Consider the following 15,614-nt stretch of genomic DNA (forward strand, 5'->3'; position numbering starts at 1 on the left):
GCGGGCGACCAAACGAAGGCCTCTGAGAGGCGCTTCTATGCACCTACATTCAGCGGGGGATCGGCGATTCGCACTGACTAGGCCGGCCATCGCGTCAGTACCTTGAATCGACGAGCGACCGACCAATTCGTAGGCTTCCTGGCAAGTGCCGCTTATCCGGTGAATACGACAGTTTTCCGGCCATTCAGCATCACACGATCCTCGATGTGATGGCGTACAGCGCTAGCCAGTACGCGCCGCTCGATGTCGCGGCCTTTGCGGACCAAATCATCGGGCGTGTCACGATGCGTGATCCGTTCAACATCTTGCTCAATGATAGGACCTTCGTCGAGATCGGAGGTCACATAGTGTGCTGTGGCACCGATCAATTTGACGCCCCGCTCATGGGCCTGATGATAGGGCTTGGCACCCTTGAAACCCGGCAGAAAGGAGTGGTGAATATTAATACAGCGTCCCGACAACTTGGCTGAGAAACCATCCGAGAGAATCTGCATGTAGCGCGCAAGGACAACAAGATCGGTATTGGTCTCCTGCACGAGCTCCCAAATTCGAGCCTCTTGCTCCATCTTCGTCTGCTTGGTGATTGGCAAATAATAGAATGGCAGATCGCCGATATCGGAAGAAGCTAGATGCTCGCGACTGTGATTGCAGACGATCGCTGTCACCTCCATAGGTAACTCGCCGATTCGCCAGCGGTAGAGCAAGTCTGCGAGGCAATGGTCGAACTTAGAAACCAGCAGCATTACACGCTTCTTTGCGAAACTTTGCCGTAGAGTGAATGTCATGTCGAGGCGCTTAGCGAGATCCTCGATCGATGCGGCGACGTCCGCCTCTGATTTCGCGTGCTCGAGGAGACAGAACACCACTCGCATGAAGAACCGATCGGTTTCGGTGTCATCGAACTGCTGGGCGTCAAGGATGTTGCAACCAGCTTCGAACAAAAGACTGGAAACGGCCGAGACGATGCCCGGGCGATCAGGGCACGACAGAGCGAGAATCATGGAACGATCAGACATACCGGTCGCCGCCAAATAGCGGCCTCTCGTAAGTTACGTTGAAGGAAGGTTGAAGGGAGCGCAACGCATGACGTATCAGTCGCGACCAAGAACTTGGCAACCGAATTCCGCCGCGGAAGCCGTAAACCAAGACCAAAAGCTGGTCGCCATGCTGCGCGGGACTAGGATCTCGAAAACCGGACCGTCAGGTCCATCATCGGCCCGCCATAACTGCACATTGATGTGTGCGAAGATCGTCAGTGCGGTTGCGCCTACGGGAAAGACAGAGGGGTGTAGATCCACCATCGAGCCTTTCGCGAGAACCTGGTGCACTCGCGCGCCGGAAATTCGTATCGCTGCGCGGCCGTGGGTTTGGTCGCTGACAGCAGCATGGTTTGAAATCGCCCGAAGCAGGTCTGTCAAACCGGCTCGTTGTCGTGCAATGAGCAGCCACTGAGCCGCTCCAGCCCAAGCCAACGCATGGGTGTGCGATCGCGTAGTGGCACCTTTTTGGGGCAGATCGAGACTGATCATCCGCTTGGTCGCAGACTCCAGATCGGCTGAGCCGGCTGGTGCGATTACGGTCGCGAACCCCATACCGTCCAAGGTCGTCGCGATGACGCCGGACTTGCCGCTCGCGCCAATCTGGCCAGCCTCGACAATACCGGCCCACGCACCGCGAGGACGCCAAAGGGGAGTCGCTTGTTCAACCATGGAGACGTGTACCTTCAGGATCGAAAAAGACGGGTGAGCAAATCTCAACCTCGACCTCGCCATTGCGGACCGGGTCGACGGCACGGATTCGCTCACCGATGCGAGCAGGCCCATTCTTCAAGAAGCCTAGGCCGATCCAGTGCTTGAGACTTGGTGAGTAAGTGACGGAGCTCAGGTAGCCCTCGTCGTTTTGCGTGTTGGCCGTGCGCCCGATGCCGATGAAGTGCGCGCCGGCCCACAAGCGTATGCTCGCATCGACCGGCCGGAAACCCACGAGACTGGGTCGATCAGGTTGCATGAGCGCTTCTCGCTTCGCCATGAGGCGGCCCACGAAGTCCTTTTTGGACGACATCATCTTGCCGAGTCCAAGATCGCGAGCCGTCGTTTGGCCATTGAGTTCGCTGCCGACGGCGTGGCCTTTCTCGATGCGCATCACGTTGAGCCCATCCAGACCATAGGGTGTTATACCGTGCGGCTCGCCTGCGCCCATTAGGGCATGCATCATCGCCTCACCGTAATCAGCTGGTACAGCGAGCTCATAGGCTAGCTCTCCCGAAAACGAAATTCGAAACAGCCGCGCTGGGATGCCGCCACCGACCGTAACGTCGCTCGCGGCGAGATACGGGAAGGCCTCATTGGAAATATCGTACCCGGCGTCGACTACTCCGCGCAGGACATCGCGCGATCGTGGCCCTGCGACCGCCACCTGCGCCCATTGTTCAGTAACGGAAACCATCCGCACGTCGAGCTTCGGCCAAAGCGCCTGATGGCAGAAGTCAAGATGCTGCATCACCTTGCCCGCATTGATCGTTGTAGTGGTCATCAGGAAGTGATATTCACCGAGGCGAGAGGTGGTGCCGTCGTCCATGACGAAGCCGTCCTCGCGCAACATTACTCCGTATCGAGCCTTACCGATCGGGAGCGTTTTCCAGCCATTGATATACACGCGCTCCAAGAACTCGGCGGTGTCGGCGCCCTGAATATCGATCTTTCCGAGCGTCGAGACATCGCAGATGCCGACCCCAGTGCGCACGGCAAGCACTTCGCGATTGACTGTCGCCTGCCAATCTTTGTCGTCTGGCTTGGGATAGTACTGCGCGCGCAGCCATTGGCCAGTCTCGACGAAGACGGCCGCCTGTTCTCGCGACCATTGATGTGTGGGTGCCAAGCGCGCCGGGCGGAACTCCTTGCCACGGTGGTGCCCAGCAAGAGCACCGATTGCCACCGGCGTGTAAGGCGGGCGGAAAGTCGTCGTTCCAGTCTCGGGGATCGTCCTGCCCGTTTGCTCGGCCATGATGGCGAGACCGGCAAGATTCGAGGTCTTGCCCTGTTCGGTGGCCATGCCGAGTGTTGTGTAACGCTTGAGATGTTCAACCGAGCGGTAGCCTTCGCGCGCCGCGAGTTCGACATCCTTATCGGTGACATCGTTCTGCAAATCGACGAAGGCTTTGCCACTGCCTTTGACGCGCCAAATTGGCTTTAGGTCGTTTGTCTCAGGGTCGGTGGCGGGAACCGACCCTGCCGCCGCCGGAGTGAAGCCCGTGTCGATTGCCGCCTCCCGGCCGAGCTTAGTTCCATCTTGCAGGGCCTGGGCAAGCGTAAAGCGGCCCGCAGCGCTGCCGGCAACGGCAAGGCCGGGTGGCAGCGCACCAGGAACGAACGCTTGAATCGATTCTTCCCAAACCGGTCTGCCGTTCTGGTGCGATGTGAGGTGAAGTGTCGGATTCCAGGCGTTTGAGACAGCGAGCAAGTCGCAAGTCAGTGTCGCACGCTTGCCAGAGCCGTCGCGAATGGTGACGCCGCGCAACGCGCGGCCGCCATGAGTCGCCTCGACAGCGGCCTCCGTGAACAAGGGAGCACCTGTACGCTGGGCGAGCACTCTAAACTCTGGATGGACCTCGCTACGGGAGTCGATTATTGCGGCCAAGCGGACGCCAGCCGCCGAAAGATCGCGCACCGTCGCCCAGCCGTCATTGCAGGCCGTGAAAACGACCGCGTCGCTGCCGGGCAAAACACCGAAGCGATTGACGTACGCACGGACGGCGCCTGAGAGCATAACGCCTGGCCGGTCGTTACCGGGGAAAACGATCGGGCGTTCGAGCGCGCCGGAGGCGAGGATCGCGCGTTTCGCGTAAATTCGCCAGCCACGCTGGCGGGGCTGATGCGCTGGCGGGACGGCAACATGGTCATTGACGCGTTCGACGGCACCATAGATGCCATGGTCATAGAGCCCGAACACGCTGGTGCGCGGCATAAGGCGCACTTCCGAGAGACTGGCAAGCTCAGCTAGTGTATCGGCGAGCCAATCGACCGCGGGTCGTCCATCAATCGCGCGCCTCTCGGCGAGCAAACGCCCACCGAGCCGAAAATCCTCGTCGCAAATAATTACTCGTGCGCCACTGCGGCCTGCAGTGAGGGCGGCTGACAGGCCGGCCGGCCCACCGCCAATCACCAACAGGTCACAAAAGGCAAACGCCTTTTCGTAATGGTCGGGGTCCTCAAGGCCGGCGGCGCGCCCGAGGCCAGCGGCGCGGCGGATCAGCGGCTCGTACAGCTTTTCCCAAAATGCTGCGGGCCACATGAACGTCTTGTAGTAAAACCCAGCGACCAGGGCGGGCGAAGCGAGACTACTTGCGGACAGCAAGTCGAACGCAAGCGACGGCCAGCGGTTCTGGCTAGTTGCGTCAAGCCCATTGAACAGCTCGACGATGGTTGCCCGTGTGTTTGGTTCGCGACGCGCGCCAGTGCGTAATTCGACCAGCGCGTTCGGCTCTTCAGAGCCGGCCGATAACAGGCCGCGCGGGCGGTGATATTTGAAAGAGCGACCGACGAGCCGCACCCCGTTGGCGAGAAGTGCCGAGGCCAGTGTGTCGCCGGCCTGCCCGTGATAGCTTTTACCGTCGAAGCGGAACGAGAGCGTCCGGGTGCGATCAACCAAGCCTCCAGTGGCGAGACGGAACGGCTGCGTGCTCATGCCGCTCCTCCTACCTTGAGGTCCTTGGCCAGCATCACCGACTCGATTGCATGAGTGACCGTATCACGGTGCACAATGAGCCAAGCTCGGCAGCTGCCATGATACCAGAGCTCCTGATGGAGACCGGGCGGATTGTCGCGCAAATAGACATACTCGAACATCACAGCTTCGGTTGCAGCGAGGCCATCGGGGCGCCGCGGCTTGGCATCACCGTGATAAGTAAATTCCTGAACGTCGCGTAACCCACAATGGGGACAAGCAATGCGCATTTTACTGAGGACCCATCATTGCAGGTTTGGATGAGCGCCGACGCCTCTTTCGTCGAGCAGGCGACCGGCGGCAAAGCGGTCGAGCCGGTACGCAGCTGCCACGGGATGCGGCTCGTCGTTGGCGATCAAATGGGCAAAGCACAAGCCTGACGCCGGCGTCGCCTTGAAGCCTCCATAGCACCACCCGCCATTGAGGTAGAGCCCCCGAACCGGCGTGTGATCAATAATCGGAGAGCCGTCCATGGACATGTCCATGAGGCCGCCCCAGTGACGCAGCAATCGCACTCGACCCAAGCCCGGCCACAGTGCCATCGCCCCTTCCATCACATCTTCGATCGCCGGGAGGTTTCCGCGCTGGGCGTAAGAATTGTAGCCATCAATATTGCCACCAAAGACAAGCCCCCCCTTGTCTGACTGGCTGATATAGAAATGGCCCGCACCGAAGGTAACCACGCAGTCGATGAGAGGCTTGAGCCCCTCGGAGACAAATGCCTGCAGGACGTGACTCTCAATCGGTAGACGCATTCCTGCCATTGCCGCAACGCGCGAAGAGTTACCTGCGACAGCGAGCGCAACCTTTTTCGCTTTGATGTGCCCGCGCGTAGTTTCAACTCCCGTGACACGACCATCCGTGACGGCAATACCGGTCACCTGGCAATTCTGCACAATATCGACCCCTCGGCCATCAGCGGCTCGCGCGTAACCCCATGCAACCGCATCGTGGCGGGCGGTACCAGCGCGTCTTTGCAACAGCCCGCCCCGAATAGGGAAGCGCCCGGTATCGTAGTCGAGGAAGGGCAGCTTTGCGCGCAGCTGCTCGACGCCGAGGAGTTCGGCATCGACCCCGCCAAGCCGCATCGCGTTGGCACGCCTTGCCAAGGCGTCCCCTTGAGCGTCCGAATGAAAGAGGTTCAATACCCCACGTTGGCTCACCATCGCATTGTAGTTCAGCTCCTGCTCGAGCCCCTCCCAGAGCTTCATCGACATTTCGTAGAAGGGAGTGTTCCCGGGTAGCAGGTAATTCGAGCGGATGATCGTCGTGTTGCGGCCGACATTGCCCGAACCGATATAGCCCTTCTCGATCACAGCTACTTTGTTAATGCCGTAACGGCTAGCGAGATAGTAAGCGGTCGCAAGACCATGCCCTCCGCCGCCGATGACAATGACATCGTATTCGGATTTTGGCGAAGCCTCACGCCAAGCCGGCCGCCAGCCGGTATGCCCCTTCAAGGCTTGAGCGATTAGAGCAAAACCTGAATAGCGCATCGGACTGTCAACAACATTGAGTTACAAGCTGGCGCTCACTCACAATCAACTGCGCGTTGCACCAACAATCCCGTAGCATCCAATTCCTTGGATGCCACCTCATCCTGTTTGCGAACGCCGCTAATCTAGAAGGCGAGCGCGCGCAACGACTTAAGCATAGACCAATTATATGCACGATTTCCTCAATAGAACCCAGAATAGCGTCCGAATCCTGCGCTGGTTGCCGCATATCTAGAGAATAACGGCGCATCCGGCGAACCATAGCATTTTCATTTCGCCTTCGGCCATCTGGGCGCCAGATTGGCCTGTCAGCCGCGAACACCTTCCGAGAGGTCTTGAGCCTTGACTCGCAGCCGCCTTCTATAAAAAGGACTACGTCATGCCGGTAGAAGCCAGAATGGCTCCGCACCTGAGCCGCGGAACGACTCATTACGAGTGCAAAGCGCTTACTTCACCCCAGAAGACCCAGTAAAACACCCCTCACCACCACCCGGCTTTGCTGGTCGTCTCGGTGATGCTTCCAACAGCGCTATCATAAGCCGGTCCGCCGCAGAGATCTTCGGTTCTATTCAATCGCTCTCTTCGCTAGGCGCCGCACTTTGCTCAAAGGCTGTTTGTCAATAATTGGCTGAGAAATCTTTTGGTGCGGACATGCTCTGGGTGCTTGAAGAATCGCGCCGGCGCTGCTTGCTCGATGATTTCGCCGCCATCCATAAACACCACTCGATCGGCAACCTCGCGCGCGAAGCCCATTTCGTGCGTGACACAAATCATCGTCATCCCTTCATTCGCGAGACCAGTCATCACATCGAGCACCTCCTTCACCATCTCCGGATCAAGCGCCGAAGTTGGTTCATCAAACAGCATGATCTTCGGCTTCATGCAGAGCGCGCGAGCGATCGCGACACGCTGTTGTTGACCACCTGACAATTGGGCTGGATATTTTCTCGCCTGCTCGGGTATGCGGACCCTTTGCAGATTTTGCATCGCGACTTCTTCAGCCGCATCGCGCGCCATTTTTCTCGCGCGAACTAAGGCCAGAGTGCAGTTATCGATGACACTCAAATGCGGAAATAGATTGAATTGCTGAAAAACCATCCCAACGTCACGTCGAACTTCCTCGAGCCCTTTCATGCCGGGGCGCAGTTCCGTGCCGTTTACGACAATCCTACCCTTTTGATGCGTGTCGAGTTGATTGATGCACCGGATCAAAGTGGACTTTCCCGAACCTGACGGACCACACACCACAACCCGTTCTCCAACGCGCACGTCAAGAGTAACGTCACGGAGGACTTGGAAATTTCCGTACCATTTCGAAACGCCTTCAATCTGCACTGCAACAGGGGCTGCCATCCTCATCTCCTGCAGGTCGCTGTTTCTCGTGTTACATTGCACTATTCCGGATTTCATTGTTTCCTCCGCTACCACGTTACGCGGTCGGCTCCGTGTTTAGTTCGCGACTATCTAGGTGCCCGCCTTAGTGAGACGGCGCGGTGAGCCCGAGACGCCGCTCAAGGCTAGTGACTAAAGCAACCGCGATCAGGGCCAAGATAAGAAAGAGAATCTCGGCAACAAACATCGGCTCGGCATACCGATAAGTATCCGACGCCACATCAAAGGCGCTCCCCTGCATTTCCGGCACCGCGATCACGGCAAGGAGTGGCGTCGATTTGAGGATGGAGATCGAATAGGACCCAAGTGGTGCTGCAATGTTTCGCAACATCTGTGGCGCAATAACAAACACCACAGTGTCAAGGCGACTAAGCCCAAGGCTCTGAGCAGCTTCACCTTGTCCCTTGGGCACTGCGTCGATTCCGGCCTTGAAGACCTCCGACAGGTACCCTGAATAATAGAAACTCAAACCGAACACACCTACGAACAATGCAGGTAGCGTTATTCCGTAGTAGGGTAGGACAAAGAATAGGAAGTAGATCTGAACCAGAAGAGGTGTAGATCGAATTGCGTCGATAACGAACTGAGTGGCCGGGCGCATAAGCGGATGAGAGCGTCGCAGCATCTCCCAGGCGCCTCCGAATACAGTTGCACCGACGAAACTGAGGATTGTGACCAGAATCGTGTTCCCGACGCCCTGCAAGACCAACGGCACAATCCGCACGGCGAACGCAAAGTCAAAACTCATGAGCGCGCCGTCCTTTTCCGAGCGATCTCTCCAGATGACGCCCCGCAATAGTCACTGGATAGCAAATGATCAGATAGGCGAGCAGCAGGCCTGAATAAATTGGGACGGGATCGTATCTGGATTCGGCGATTTCCTTGGCGCGCAGAGTCATGTCCGTGAGAGTGATCAGCGAGACCAAGGACGTTCCTTTGATCAATTGGATCGCTTGGTTGACAAATGTTGGAACCATCGCCGCGATTGCCTGCGGTAATTCAATAAAGCGAAGTACGTCAAAGCGGCTCAGCCCCAAGGCCAACCCCGCTTCACGCTGCCCGCGATTAAGCGCCTGCAATGCTGCACGAACGGACTGGCTACCATATCCTCCAATATTTAGCCCGAGTACCATAGCGCCGACCGCAATAGCGGAAAGATAGATGCCGAAGGCTGGTAATGCATAGTAGAAGGCATAGAGAAGCACGATGACCGGTGAGCTGCGCCAGAATTCGATTACTGCGGTAGTCAGGCCGCGGTAGAAGCCGGTTGAGAAGTGCTGGATCACACCCGCGAGCAGAGCGAATGGTATTGCATAGAGGATTCCAAGAAGGGTGACCGACGCGGTCACCCCAAAACCTTGGTATATTTCCCGCATGATCTCAAAAAAGCTCATTCGATCTGCCGGCAGCATCTAGCGGTAGTTGGCGCCGCACATATCTTTAGCTGTGCGGTCGTCCGGTGCGATGTCCCCCGCGGTGAAACCGTATCGCTCCGCTATCGATTTTACCGTTCCTTCCGCTTTACGCTTTGCCAAACTTTCATTGTAGAGGTCGCGCAGTTGCGAATCTTCCTGCCTGAAGACGACTGCTTGGTAGCCGGCAAACTCCCGACCATTTTCGACCAATCCAACGTACGGCACTGCGCGCTCAAGTTTCCCCTTCAAATTGGGGTCTTTGAGAAGCTCGTTTACGGATGCGGGGGGTAATATCGCCGCTTCAATCCTATCACCCAGCATTGCACTGACAAGCGCGCTATAGTCCGGCAACAAGAGAATGCGATCTCTGGGAACACCAGCCTTAACGGCGCGCTCTACTTCGCTGCTGCCGCGAAGAATGCCCAGGTGGAGGGCCGGGTTTTTCGCCGCGTCGGCAAGACTATGAATATTATGAGGGTTGCCAGGTCGAACGGCGAGGCCATCTTTGATCGCAAGATCCGGATTACTGAAAATCACGGTCTCACAGCGCTGCTGGGTAATTTGCATACCAGTCGCGACTGCATCAATTCGCTTGGACAGCAGGCTTGGAAGCAGTGCCTGCCAATCGATGATGACGAAGTCGACATTCTTGACGCCGAGTGGACCGAGGACCGCCTTGACCAAGTCCGGATGGAAGCCGGTGGCGCTACCATCCTCGGCCTTGAATCCCCACGGCGACCGATTATGGATGCCGATCGTAATCTTACCTTCCTTGAGCACGCGATCCGTGATCGACTGCGCATAAGCGGCAGAGATTCCAGTACCGAGCAATGCCAGAGCGGCACTTCCAGCCAACACGGCTCGCCTGCTGAATTCTAGTCCCCTCATTTTTCACCTCCCTTGTCTATGGATATTGATAGCATTCTGTCGGCTCATCGGCGCAGATTTAAAGCGAAGAACGGCGAATACCCGACGAATTTCTTCGTAATTTGGCTTCAGCGCATTGAGTTTCGGCTCAGCGTAGCCCCGCAGTCGCATTTGCCCGCAAAAAAAGGACGCGGCCTAGAGGACAGACGAGAGCCAAGTAAATAGGCTGAGAAACAACACTTGGAATGGGAACGAGGCTTGGGACTGATGAGCGGCGAGCTTTCACTGGATTAAGTTCCGGTCCGGAATAGCTTGACCGGTGATGGGTTGCCATTGCTCAAACCGGAACCGACGGACTTCGCGCTGGACGACCAAACAGGCCTCTGCCGACTTTGAAGTGCGAACCAGATCAGCTCCCTACGCGCCACATCGGAGCTTGCGTTCGGGCAGTTCGGTGCAACCATGACTTGGTTCGGCGCCGTATGCTTGCTCAATAGGCGCCGCCGAAACTGTCCGCGCTCTCTAGCGGCGAGATGATCGCATCGGCTTTCATAACGCTGTCGGCGCTTTCCCGGCACAGTTTGGAGCGACTTACAAATCCGCGAGCTAGTCAGTAATTTCGTAAACGTGGTCGGATGGCGATCTTCAATTCTCGTCGGGGCGCATGGACATCTCGAACGCAGTCCTCGACGGACTCATGCGTTTCTGAATTGCAAGGCCCTCCAGTTTGGTGAAGAGAAGTGTTTGGTTGTCCCTGGGGCGACCAGTGTGCGTTTTTGGACGAAAAATTGTTGGATTACTGCGCCAATTCAATATTTGCGTCGCAAATTATGCCGCTCCTCCGTTTAGAAGGAGCCCCATCGACAATGGACTGCCGACGTTGAAGACGTTGTGCCTGCCAAGTTGAAGGACAGCGCTCTGCACGGCACGATCGAGTTTACTTGGATCGCGCACATGCATGCATGTCTTGCTCATTTTGAACAGACCACTCAAAGGCGCACGCGTCTTCAGGAGTCGAACCATGAATGCTATAGCTGTTGATGGAAAGACGATCGCTGCCGCGCTTAAGGCATGCGTTAAGCGTGATGTAGCCTTCCTCCGAGCCGAGTTTAATTTTACCCCCGGCTTGGCAGTGGTTCTTGTGGGCACGGATCCGGCCAGTTCAGTTTACGTGAAGAACAAGGCCAGACAGGCACAGGCCGTCGGGTTCAGATCCGAACAATTTTTGCTGCCGTGCACGGTCGACGAGACCGAGTTGTTGAGGGTAATCGAGACACTTAACGTTGACCACTCCATTGATGGTATCCTCGTTCAGCTTCCGCTACCCGGGCACATCGACCGTTGGCGCGTGCTAGAGGCCATCGATCCGGCCAAGGATGTGGATGGGTTTCATCCCTACAATGTTGGGCGATTGTCGGCGGGTCAACCAAGTCTCGCGCCCTGCACGCCCCTCGGAGTCATGCATCTGATCAAGAGCGTCGCAGGTGATTTGAGCGGCCTTGACGTTGTTGTAATCGGCCGCTCGAATATCGTTGGAAAGCCTCTGGCAATTTTGCTTGGCGATGCCGGATGCACAGTGACCGGTGCACAGCTTCAGACGCGCAACCTACCGGAACACTGCCGAAAGGCAGATATTGTCGTCGCTGCTGCCGGCTGCGCTGGCCTTGTCCGGGGCGACTGGATCACGCCTGGCGCCATTGTCATTGATGTCGGCATCAATCGTGTGATCGACTCGAATGGAACAGCAAAATTGGTCGGAGATGTTGCTTTCGCTGAAGTGAGTAAACGGGCCAGTTATATCACTCCGGTCCCGGGCGGGGTTGGCCCCATGACTGTCGCCTATCTGCTCGCGAATACCCTTAATGCGGCAGTTTCGCGACGTGGACTGTCCTCGGCAGTGTGTCCCGACGTCGGCCAGACCAGGCACCTGACCGAGGATACCGTTGATAGGGTAACCGTGCAGCTTGAGCTGGAGCGGGTAACTTAGGTGGAGCGGGAATTGGGAATTGAGCGGTACTCAACCAACGATTCGGGGCGGTCCACGCTCGTGGCCAAGCTGTCGGCTTTGGCAATGCCTCTTCAAGGGCCGCGGACTTGAGCTTGGCGAAAACCTGCTCGATTGGTGAGTAGTGGCCCGGCCCTAAGATCTAGGCTTAGCAGCATCTGGCGTTGATCGGCTTGTCGAGAAGCGACGGATCATGCGGTTGTCGCAGCGGATGGAAGCTTCCGGTGCCAACAGCTGTTCGCATCCGCACCAACTCGCCGTGAACCGGATCGGCGCAACCACGTTTCTAAAGTCCGCTCTGAAGACCAACACGCTGAGGATCGAACGGTCGTGTGACGACCATCAGCGGGGACGCTGGCGCTCAGAGCAGACGTGTCCAAGGTCATGGCCTTCGCCAAATGAACGTCCAAATCGCTCGCGACGAACCGTTGATTCCATCCTCGGCCAATTCGTCTTAATCGGCGGCGCTTGGCGGGTGTTCCCTCCTCGAGGACGATCATGAAGCTCAAGTCCCCGGTAGCGGCGATGTCAGATATCCTCAATAGGCGGGATGCCCGAGATCGCGCGAATGCTCCTTAAGAGCGGAACGCTTTTCGAACTCCCGCAGTCGTCTGCGTCTTCCAGATCACGGACCGACGGGACGTCATCTTACTTGGGCTAGAATGCAGAAACCGGGCCGATCGTCAGACCCGAGTTGCCTGTTCGCATTTTAAAAGGGCAGTTTATGAGCGCATCAAAATGATTCGATAGATACTTAGTGACGTCGGTCAATCCGCTTTCGAACGAACTGCTAATCCTTTGCGAGCTCGTCCATCACTTGCTTCGTCGCACGATACGCCAGGTCGACAATCTCATCTATCTCAGATTCGGACACGACGAGGGGCGGTGCGAAGCCGAGAATATCTCCATGCGGCATTGCGCGTGCGATAAGTCCGCGATCACGAGCAGCCTTTGAGATCCGGGCTCCCACCTTGAGTTGCGGGTCAAATCGACGTTTTGTCTGACGATCGGCGACGAACTCGATGGCACCGAGCAGGCCGACGCCGCGTACTTCCCCTACGATTTCCAGCTGCGAAAACCTCTCCTTGAGGCGCTTCTGAAAGTGCGCGCCGACAATGCGCGCGCGGTCACTTAGTCGCTCATTCTTAACGATGTCCAGGACTGCGTTGGCAGCAGCAGCCGCAATCGGATGGCCGGAGTAAGTATATCCATGCGAAAACGCTCCGACTCGATCTGCCGCTTCTTCCATAACCCTGTAAACCTTATCTCCGACGATGGAGGCGGAGAGAGGGACATAACCGGACGTCAGGCCTTTGGCCACCGTCACTAGATCTGGCTCCATGCCGTATAGCGTACTGCCGAAGTCGGCTCCGGTTCGGCCGAATCCACAAATCACCTCGTCTGCGATTAGAAGGACGTCATAACGGCGGAGCACAGCTTGAATTTCGCGCCAATAGCCCTCTGGGGGTGGCGTGATCCCCCCTGTACCCAGAACGGGCTCGGCAATAAAGGCGCCGACCGTTTCAGGTCCCTCCCCTGTGATTAGCTCTTCCAGCTCACGGGCTCGCCGTCGAGAGAATGCCTCTTCCGTCTCCCCCGGTTCTGCACCCCAATAGTGGTGCGGTGTACCCGTGTGCAGGATACCTGGAAAAGGAAGGTCCATGTGATCATGGTAGAACGACATACCCGTCATCGAACCGGACATTACCGAGCAGCCATGATACCCGCGCTCGCGCGAGATGATCTTCTTCTTTTTGGGTTGACCACGCAGATTATTGTAGTACCAGACCAACTTAGCCTGAGTTTCGTTGGCATCGGATCCGGACAGCCCAAAGAACACTTTGCTTGCCTTGCCAGGGGCCATCTGCACAAGACGATGCGACAGTGTCGCAAGCTCTTCGGTCGTGTGGGCGGCATAAGTGTGATAGTAGGCCAATTTGTAGGCCTGACGCGCGATGGCCTCGGCTACTTCGGTTCGACCATATCCAATATTTACACAGTACAGGCCGGCGAAGCCGTCGATGAAACTGTGTCCTTGCGCGTCTTCGATGCGAATGCCTTTACCACCAGTAACGATCGTAGGATCACCGATCTTGCCAGTGGCAAAGTCCTTGAGCTGAGTAAAGGGATGCAGAACACTTGAGCGATCTTGTTCGGCGATGGTTTTTATATCAATCATTCCTGTTCTCCTAGGCCGCCAAATCGCCAAAGCAGACGTACTTCAGCTCCATGTATTCCTCGATGCCGTGCCGGGACCCTTCCCGACCGAGACCGGATTGCTTCCAGCCTCCGAACGGAATGGGGGGCCCCGTGAACGACGGTGTATTGATCCCGACCATGCCGCACTCGATGCTCTCAGAGAGTCGGAGCGCCCGGCGCAGGCTATCGGTGTAGACGTAGGCGGCTAGTCCCATTTCACTGGCATTTGCGCGACTGATGACCTCTTCTTCGGAGTCGAAAGGAAGCACCGCTGCTACCGGGCCAAAAGTCTCCTCGCTGGCAATCAGCATGTTGTCAGTGACATCGCTTAGCAGCGTTGGAACAACGAAGTTTGCACCAAGGCGCTCGTCTTGCCTCACTGAAGAACTACGTGCCCCCTTTGCGACAGCATCCTCGATTTGCGCCCTGCACTTGTTGGCCACCGACAGCTTCGTCATTGGTCCGATATCTGTCGCGGAGTCCAACCCATGACCGACTTTCAGCTCAGCCATGGCCGCGGCAAACGCTTCGACGAACGCGCCATAGATTCCTCGCTGGACGTAGATGCGGTTAGCCGCCAAGCAATCCTGGCCAGAGGTAGCAAACTTTGCGGCCATCGCCCCTTTGACTGCCTTGTCGATGCAGACATCATCAAACACGAGAAAGGGCGCATGCCCCCCCAACTCGAGCGACACCTTCTTTACTGTCGCTGCAGCTTTCTCCAGCAACAGGCGACCGACCTGGGTAGACCCCGTGAACGAAAGAGCCCTGATCCTAGGGTCATGCAAGAGAGGCGCTGAAAGTTCGATCGGGTCGCCGGTCACTACCTGAAACACGCCCGGCGGGACACCGGCCTCTTCAGCCAGCCTGGCCAGAGCGAGGGCGGACAGCGGGGTCTCGGGCGCAGGCTTTGCGATGACCGGACAACCAGCAGCGAGAGCCGCCCCCGCTTTTCGCGTGATCATGGCAACAGGGAAATTCCATGGAGTAATTGCCGCCGCGACGCCGATTGGCTGCATTCGGACCTGAAGCAGACTGCCAGGTTTGTGGGCGGGAATCGTCTCGCCATATGCACGCTCCGCCTCCGCAGCGAACCACTCGAGGAACCCAGCGCCATAGGCAATCTCGTACCGAGCTTCTGCGAGCGGTTTACCTTGCTCGCTCGTAACCAGGATGGCGAGCTCCTCCAAATGGTCGCGCATGAGCGAGGCCCACGACCTAAGGACGCGCCCCCGACTAGCAGGTAATAGATCTCGCCAAGCAACAAAGGATTTCTCGGCTGCGGCGATCGCTGTCTCCATGTCGGAGGGGCCGCAACCAGCAACCTCTGCGATTAGCTCCCCGGTCGCGGGATCAACAACAGCTCCTCTCTGCGCGCCCGCAATCCATCGGCCATCGATCAACGCCGCTCCCGCGACAAAATCGCGCCGACGCAAAGTCTGGAGATGGCTCGCAGCGAGTCCAGCCAAATGCGGACACCTGGGTTGCCGATTAGATTGTACGTCCATTTCAGAAAAG

Annotated in this window: 12 protein-coding genes; 1 reads left to right on the forward strand and 11 read right to left on the reverse strand. The window is 57.4% G+C overall.

Features of this window, described 5'->3' with window-relative positions:
• Nucleotides 1-152: 152 nt before the first annotated feature.
• The 9 genes from purU to ehuB form a co-directional block, all read right to left on the reverse strand.
• Nucleotides 153-1,016, reverse strand: a complete 864-nt coding sequence (gene purU, locus GGD62_RS36950; protein ID WP_183713443.1) for a formyltetrahydrofolate deformylase — start codon at nucleotides 1,014-1,016, stop codon at nucleotides 153-155.
• Between the two features lie 75 nt (nucleotides 1,017-1,091).
• Complete coding sequence (locus GGD62_RS36955) at nucleotides 1,092-1,709, reverse strand: sarcosine oxidase subunit gamma (protein WP_183713446.1); 618 nt, start codon at nucleotides 1,707-1,709, stop codon at nucleotides 1,092-1,094.
• Nucleotides 1,702-4,683: a sarcosine oxidase subunit alpha family protein gene (locus GGD62_RS36960; RefSeq protein ID WP_183713449.1), complete on the reverse strand. Its 2,982-nt coding sequence runs from the start codon at nucleotides 4,681-4,683 to the stop codon at nucleotides 1,702-1,704. The genes GGD62_RS36955 and GGD62_RS36960 overlap by 8 nt, the downstream gene beginning before the upstream one ends.
• Nucleotides 4,680-4,952, reverse strand: coding sequence for a sarcosine oxidase subunit delta (locus GGD62_RS36965; protein WP_183713452.1), 273 nt, complete (start codon nucleotides 4,950-4,952; stop codon nucleotides 4,680-4,682). The genes GGD62_RS36960 and GGD62_RS36965 overlap by 4 nt, the downstream gene beginning before the upstream one ends.
• A gap of 15 nt (nucleotides 4,953-4,967) precedes the next feature.
• On the reverse strand, nucleotides 4,968-6,218 hold the full coding sequence (locus tag GGD62_RS36970; protein ID WP_183713455.1) for a sarcosine oxidase subunit beta family protein: 1,251 nt from the start codon (nucleotides 6,216-6,218) through the stop codon (nucleotides 4,968-4,970).
• Nucleotides 6,219-6,821: 603 nt separating this feature from the next.
• Complete coding sequence (locus GGD62_RS36975) at nucleotides 6,822-7,577, reverse strand: amino acid ABC transporter ATP-binding protein (RefSeq protein ID WP_183713566.1); 756 nt, start codon at nucleotides 7,575-7,577, stop codon at nucleotides 6,822-6,824.
• A gap of 118 nt (nucleotides 7,578-7,695) precedes the next feature.
• Nucleotides 7,696-8,358: an amino acid ABC transporter permease gene (locus tag GGD62_RS36980; RefSeq protein ID WP_183713458.1), complete on the reverse strand. Its 663-nt coding sequence runs from the start codon at nucleotides 8,356-8,358 to the stop codon at nucleotides 7,696-7,698.
• Nucleotides 8,348-9,004: an amino acid ABC transporter permease gene (locus tag GGD62_RS36985; RefSeq protein ID WP_183713460.1), complete on the reverse strand. Its 657-nt coding sequence runs from the start codon at nucleotides 9,002-9,004 to the stop codon at nucleotides 8,348-8,350. The genes GGD62_RS36980 and GGD62_RS36985 overlap by 11 nt, the downstream gene beginning before the upstream one ends.
• Nucleotides 9,005-9,022: 18 nt before the next feature.
• A complete protein-coding gene (gene ehuB, locus GGD62_RS36990; RefSeq protein WP_183713463.1) occupies nucleotides 9,023-9,913 on the reverse strand; it encodes an ectoine/hydroxyectoine ABC transporter substrate-binding protein EhuB in 891 nt (296 codons plus the stop codon).
• Nucleotides 9,914-10,913: 1,000 nt separating this feature from the next.
• Between ehuB and folD the strand changes: the two genes are divergently transcribed.
• Nucleotides 10,914-11,879, forward strand: coding sequence for a bifunctional methylenetetrahydrofolate dehydrogenase/methenyltetrahydrofolate cyclohydrolase FolD (gene folD, locus GGD62_RS36995; RefSeq protein ID WP_183713466.1), 966 nt, complete (start codon nucleotides 10,914-10,916; stop codon nucleotides 11,877-11,879).
• An 808-nt stretch (nucleotides 11,880-12,687) separates the two neighbouring features.
• Here folD and GGD62_RS37000 read toward each other — a convergent pair.
• Nucleotides 12,688-14,076, reverse strand: coding sequence for an aminotransferase (locus GGD62_RS37000; RefSeq protein ID WP_183713469.1), 1,389 nt, complete (start codon nucleotides 14,074-14,076; stop codon nucleotides 12,688-12,690).
• A 10-nt stretch (nucleotides 14,077-14,086) separates the two neighbouring features.
• Nucleotides 14,087-15,565 carry an NAD-dependent succinate-semialdehyde dehydrogenase gene (locus GGD62_RS37005; RefSeq protein ID WP_183713472.1) on the reverse strand — a complete coding sequence of 493 codons (1,479 nt, stop codon included), beginning with the start codon at nucleotides 15,563-15,565 and terminating at the stop codon, nucleotides 14,087-14,089.
• Between the last annotated feature and the right edge of the window lie 49 nt (nucleotides 15,566-15,614).

Source organism: Bradyrhizobium sp. ERR14 (assembly GCF_014198235.1).
Classification (GTDB): Bacteria; Pseudomonadota; Alphaproteobacteria; order Rhizobiales; family Xanthobacteraceae; genus Bradyrhizobium.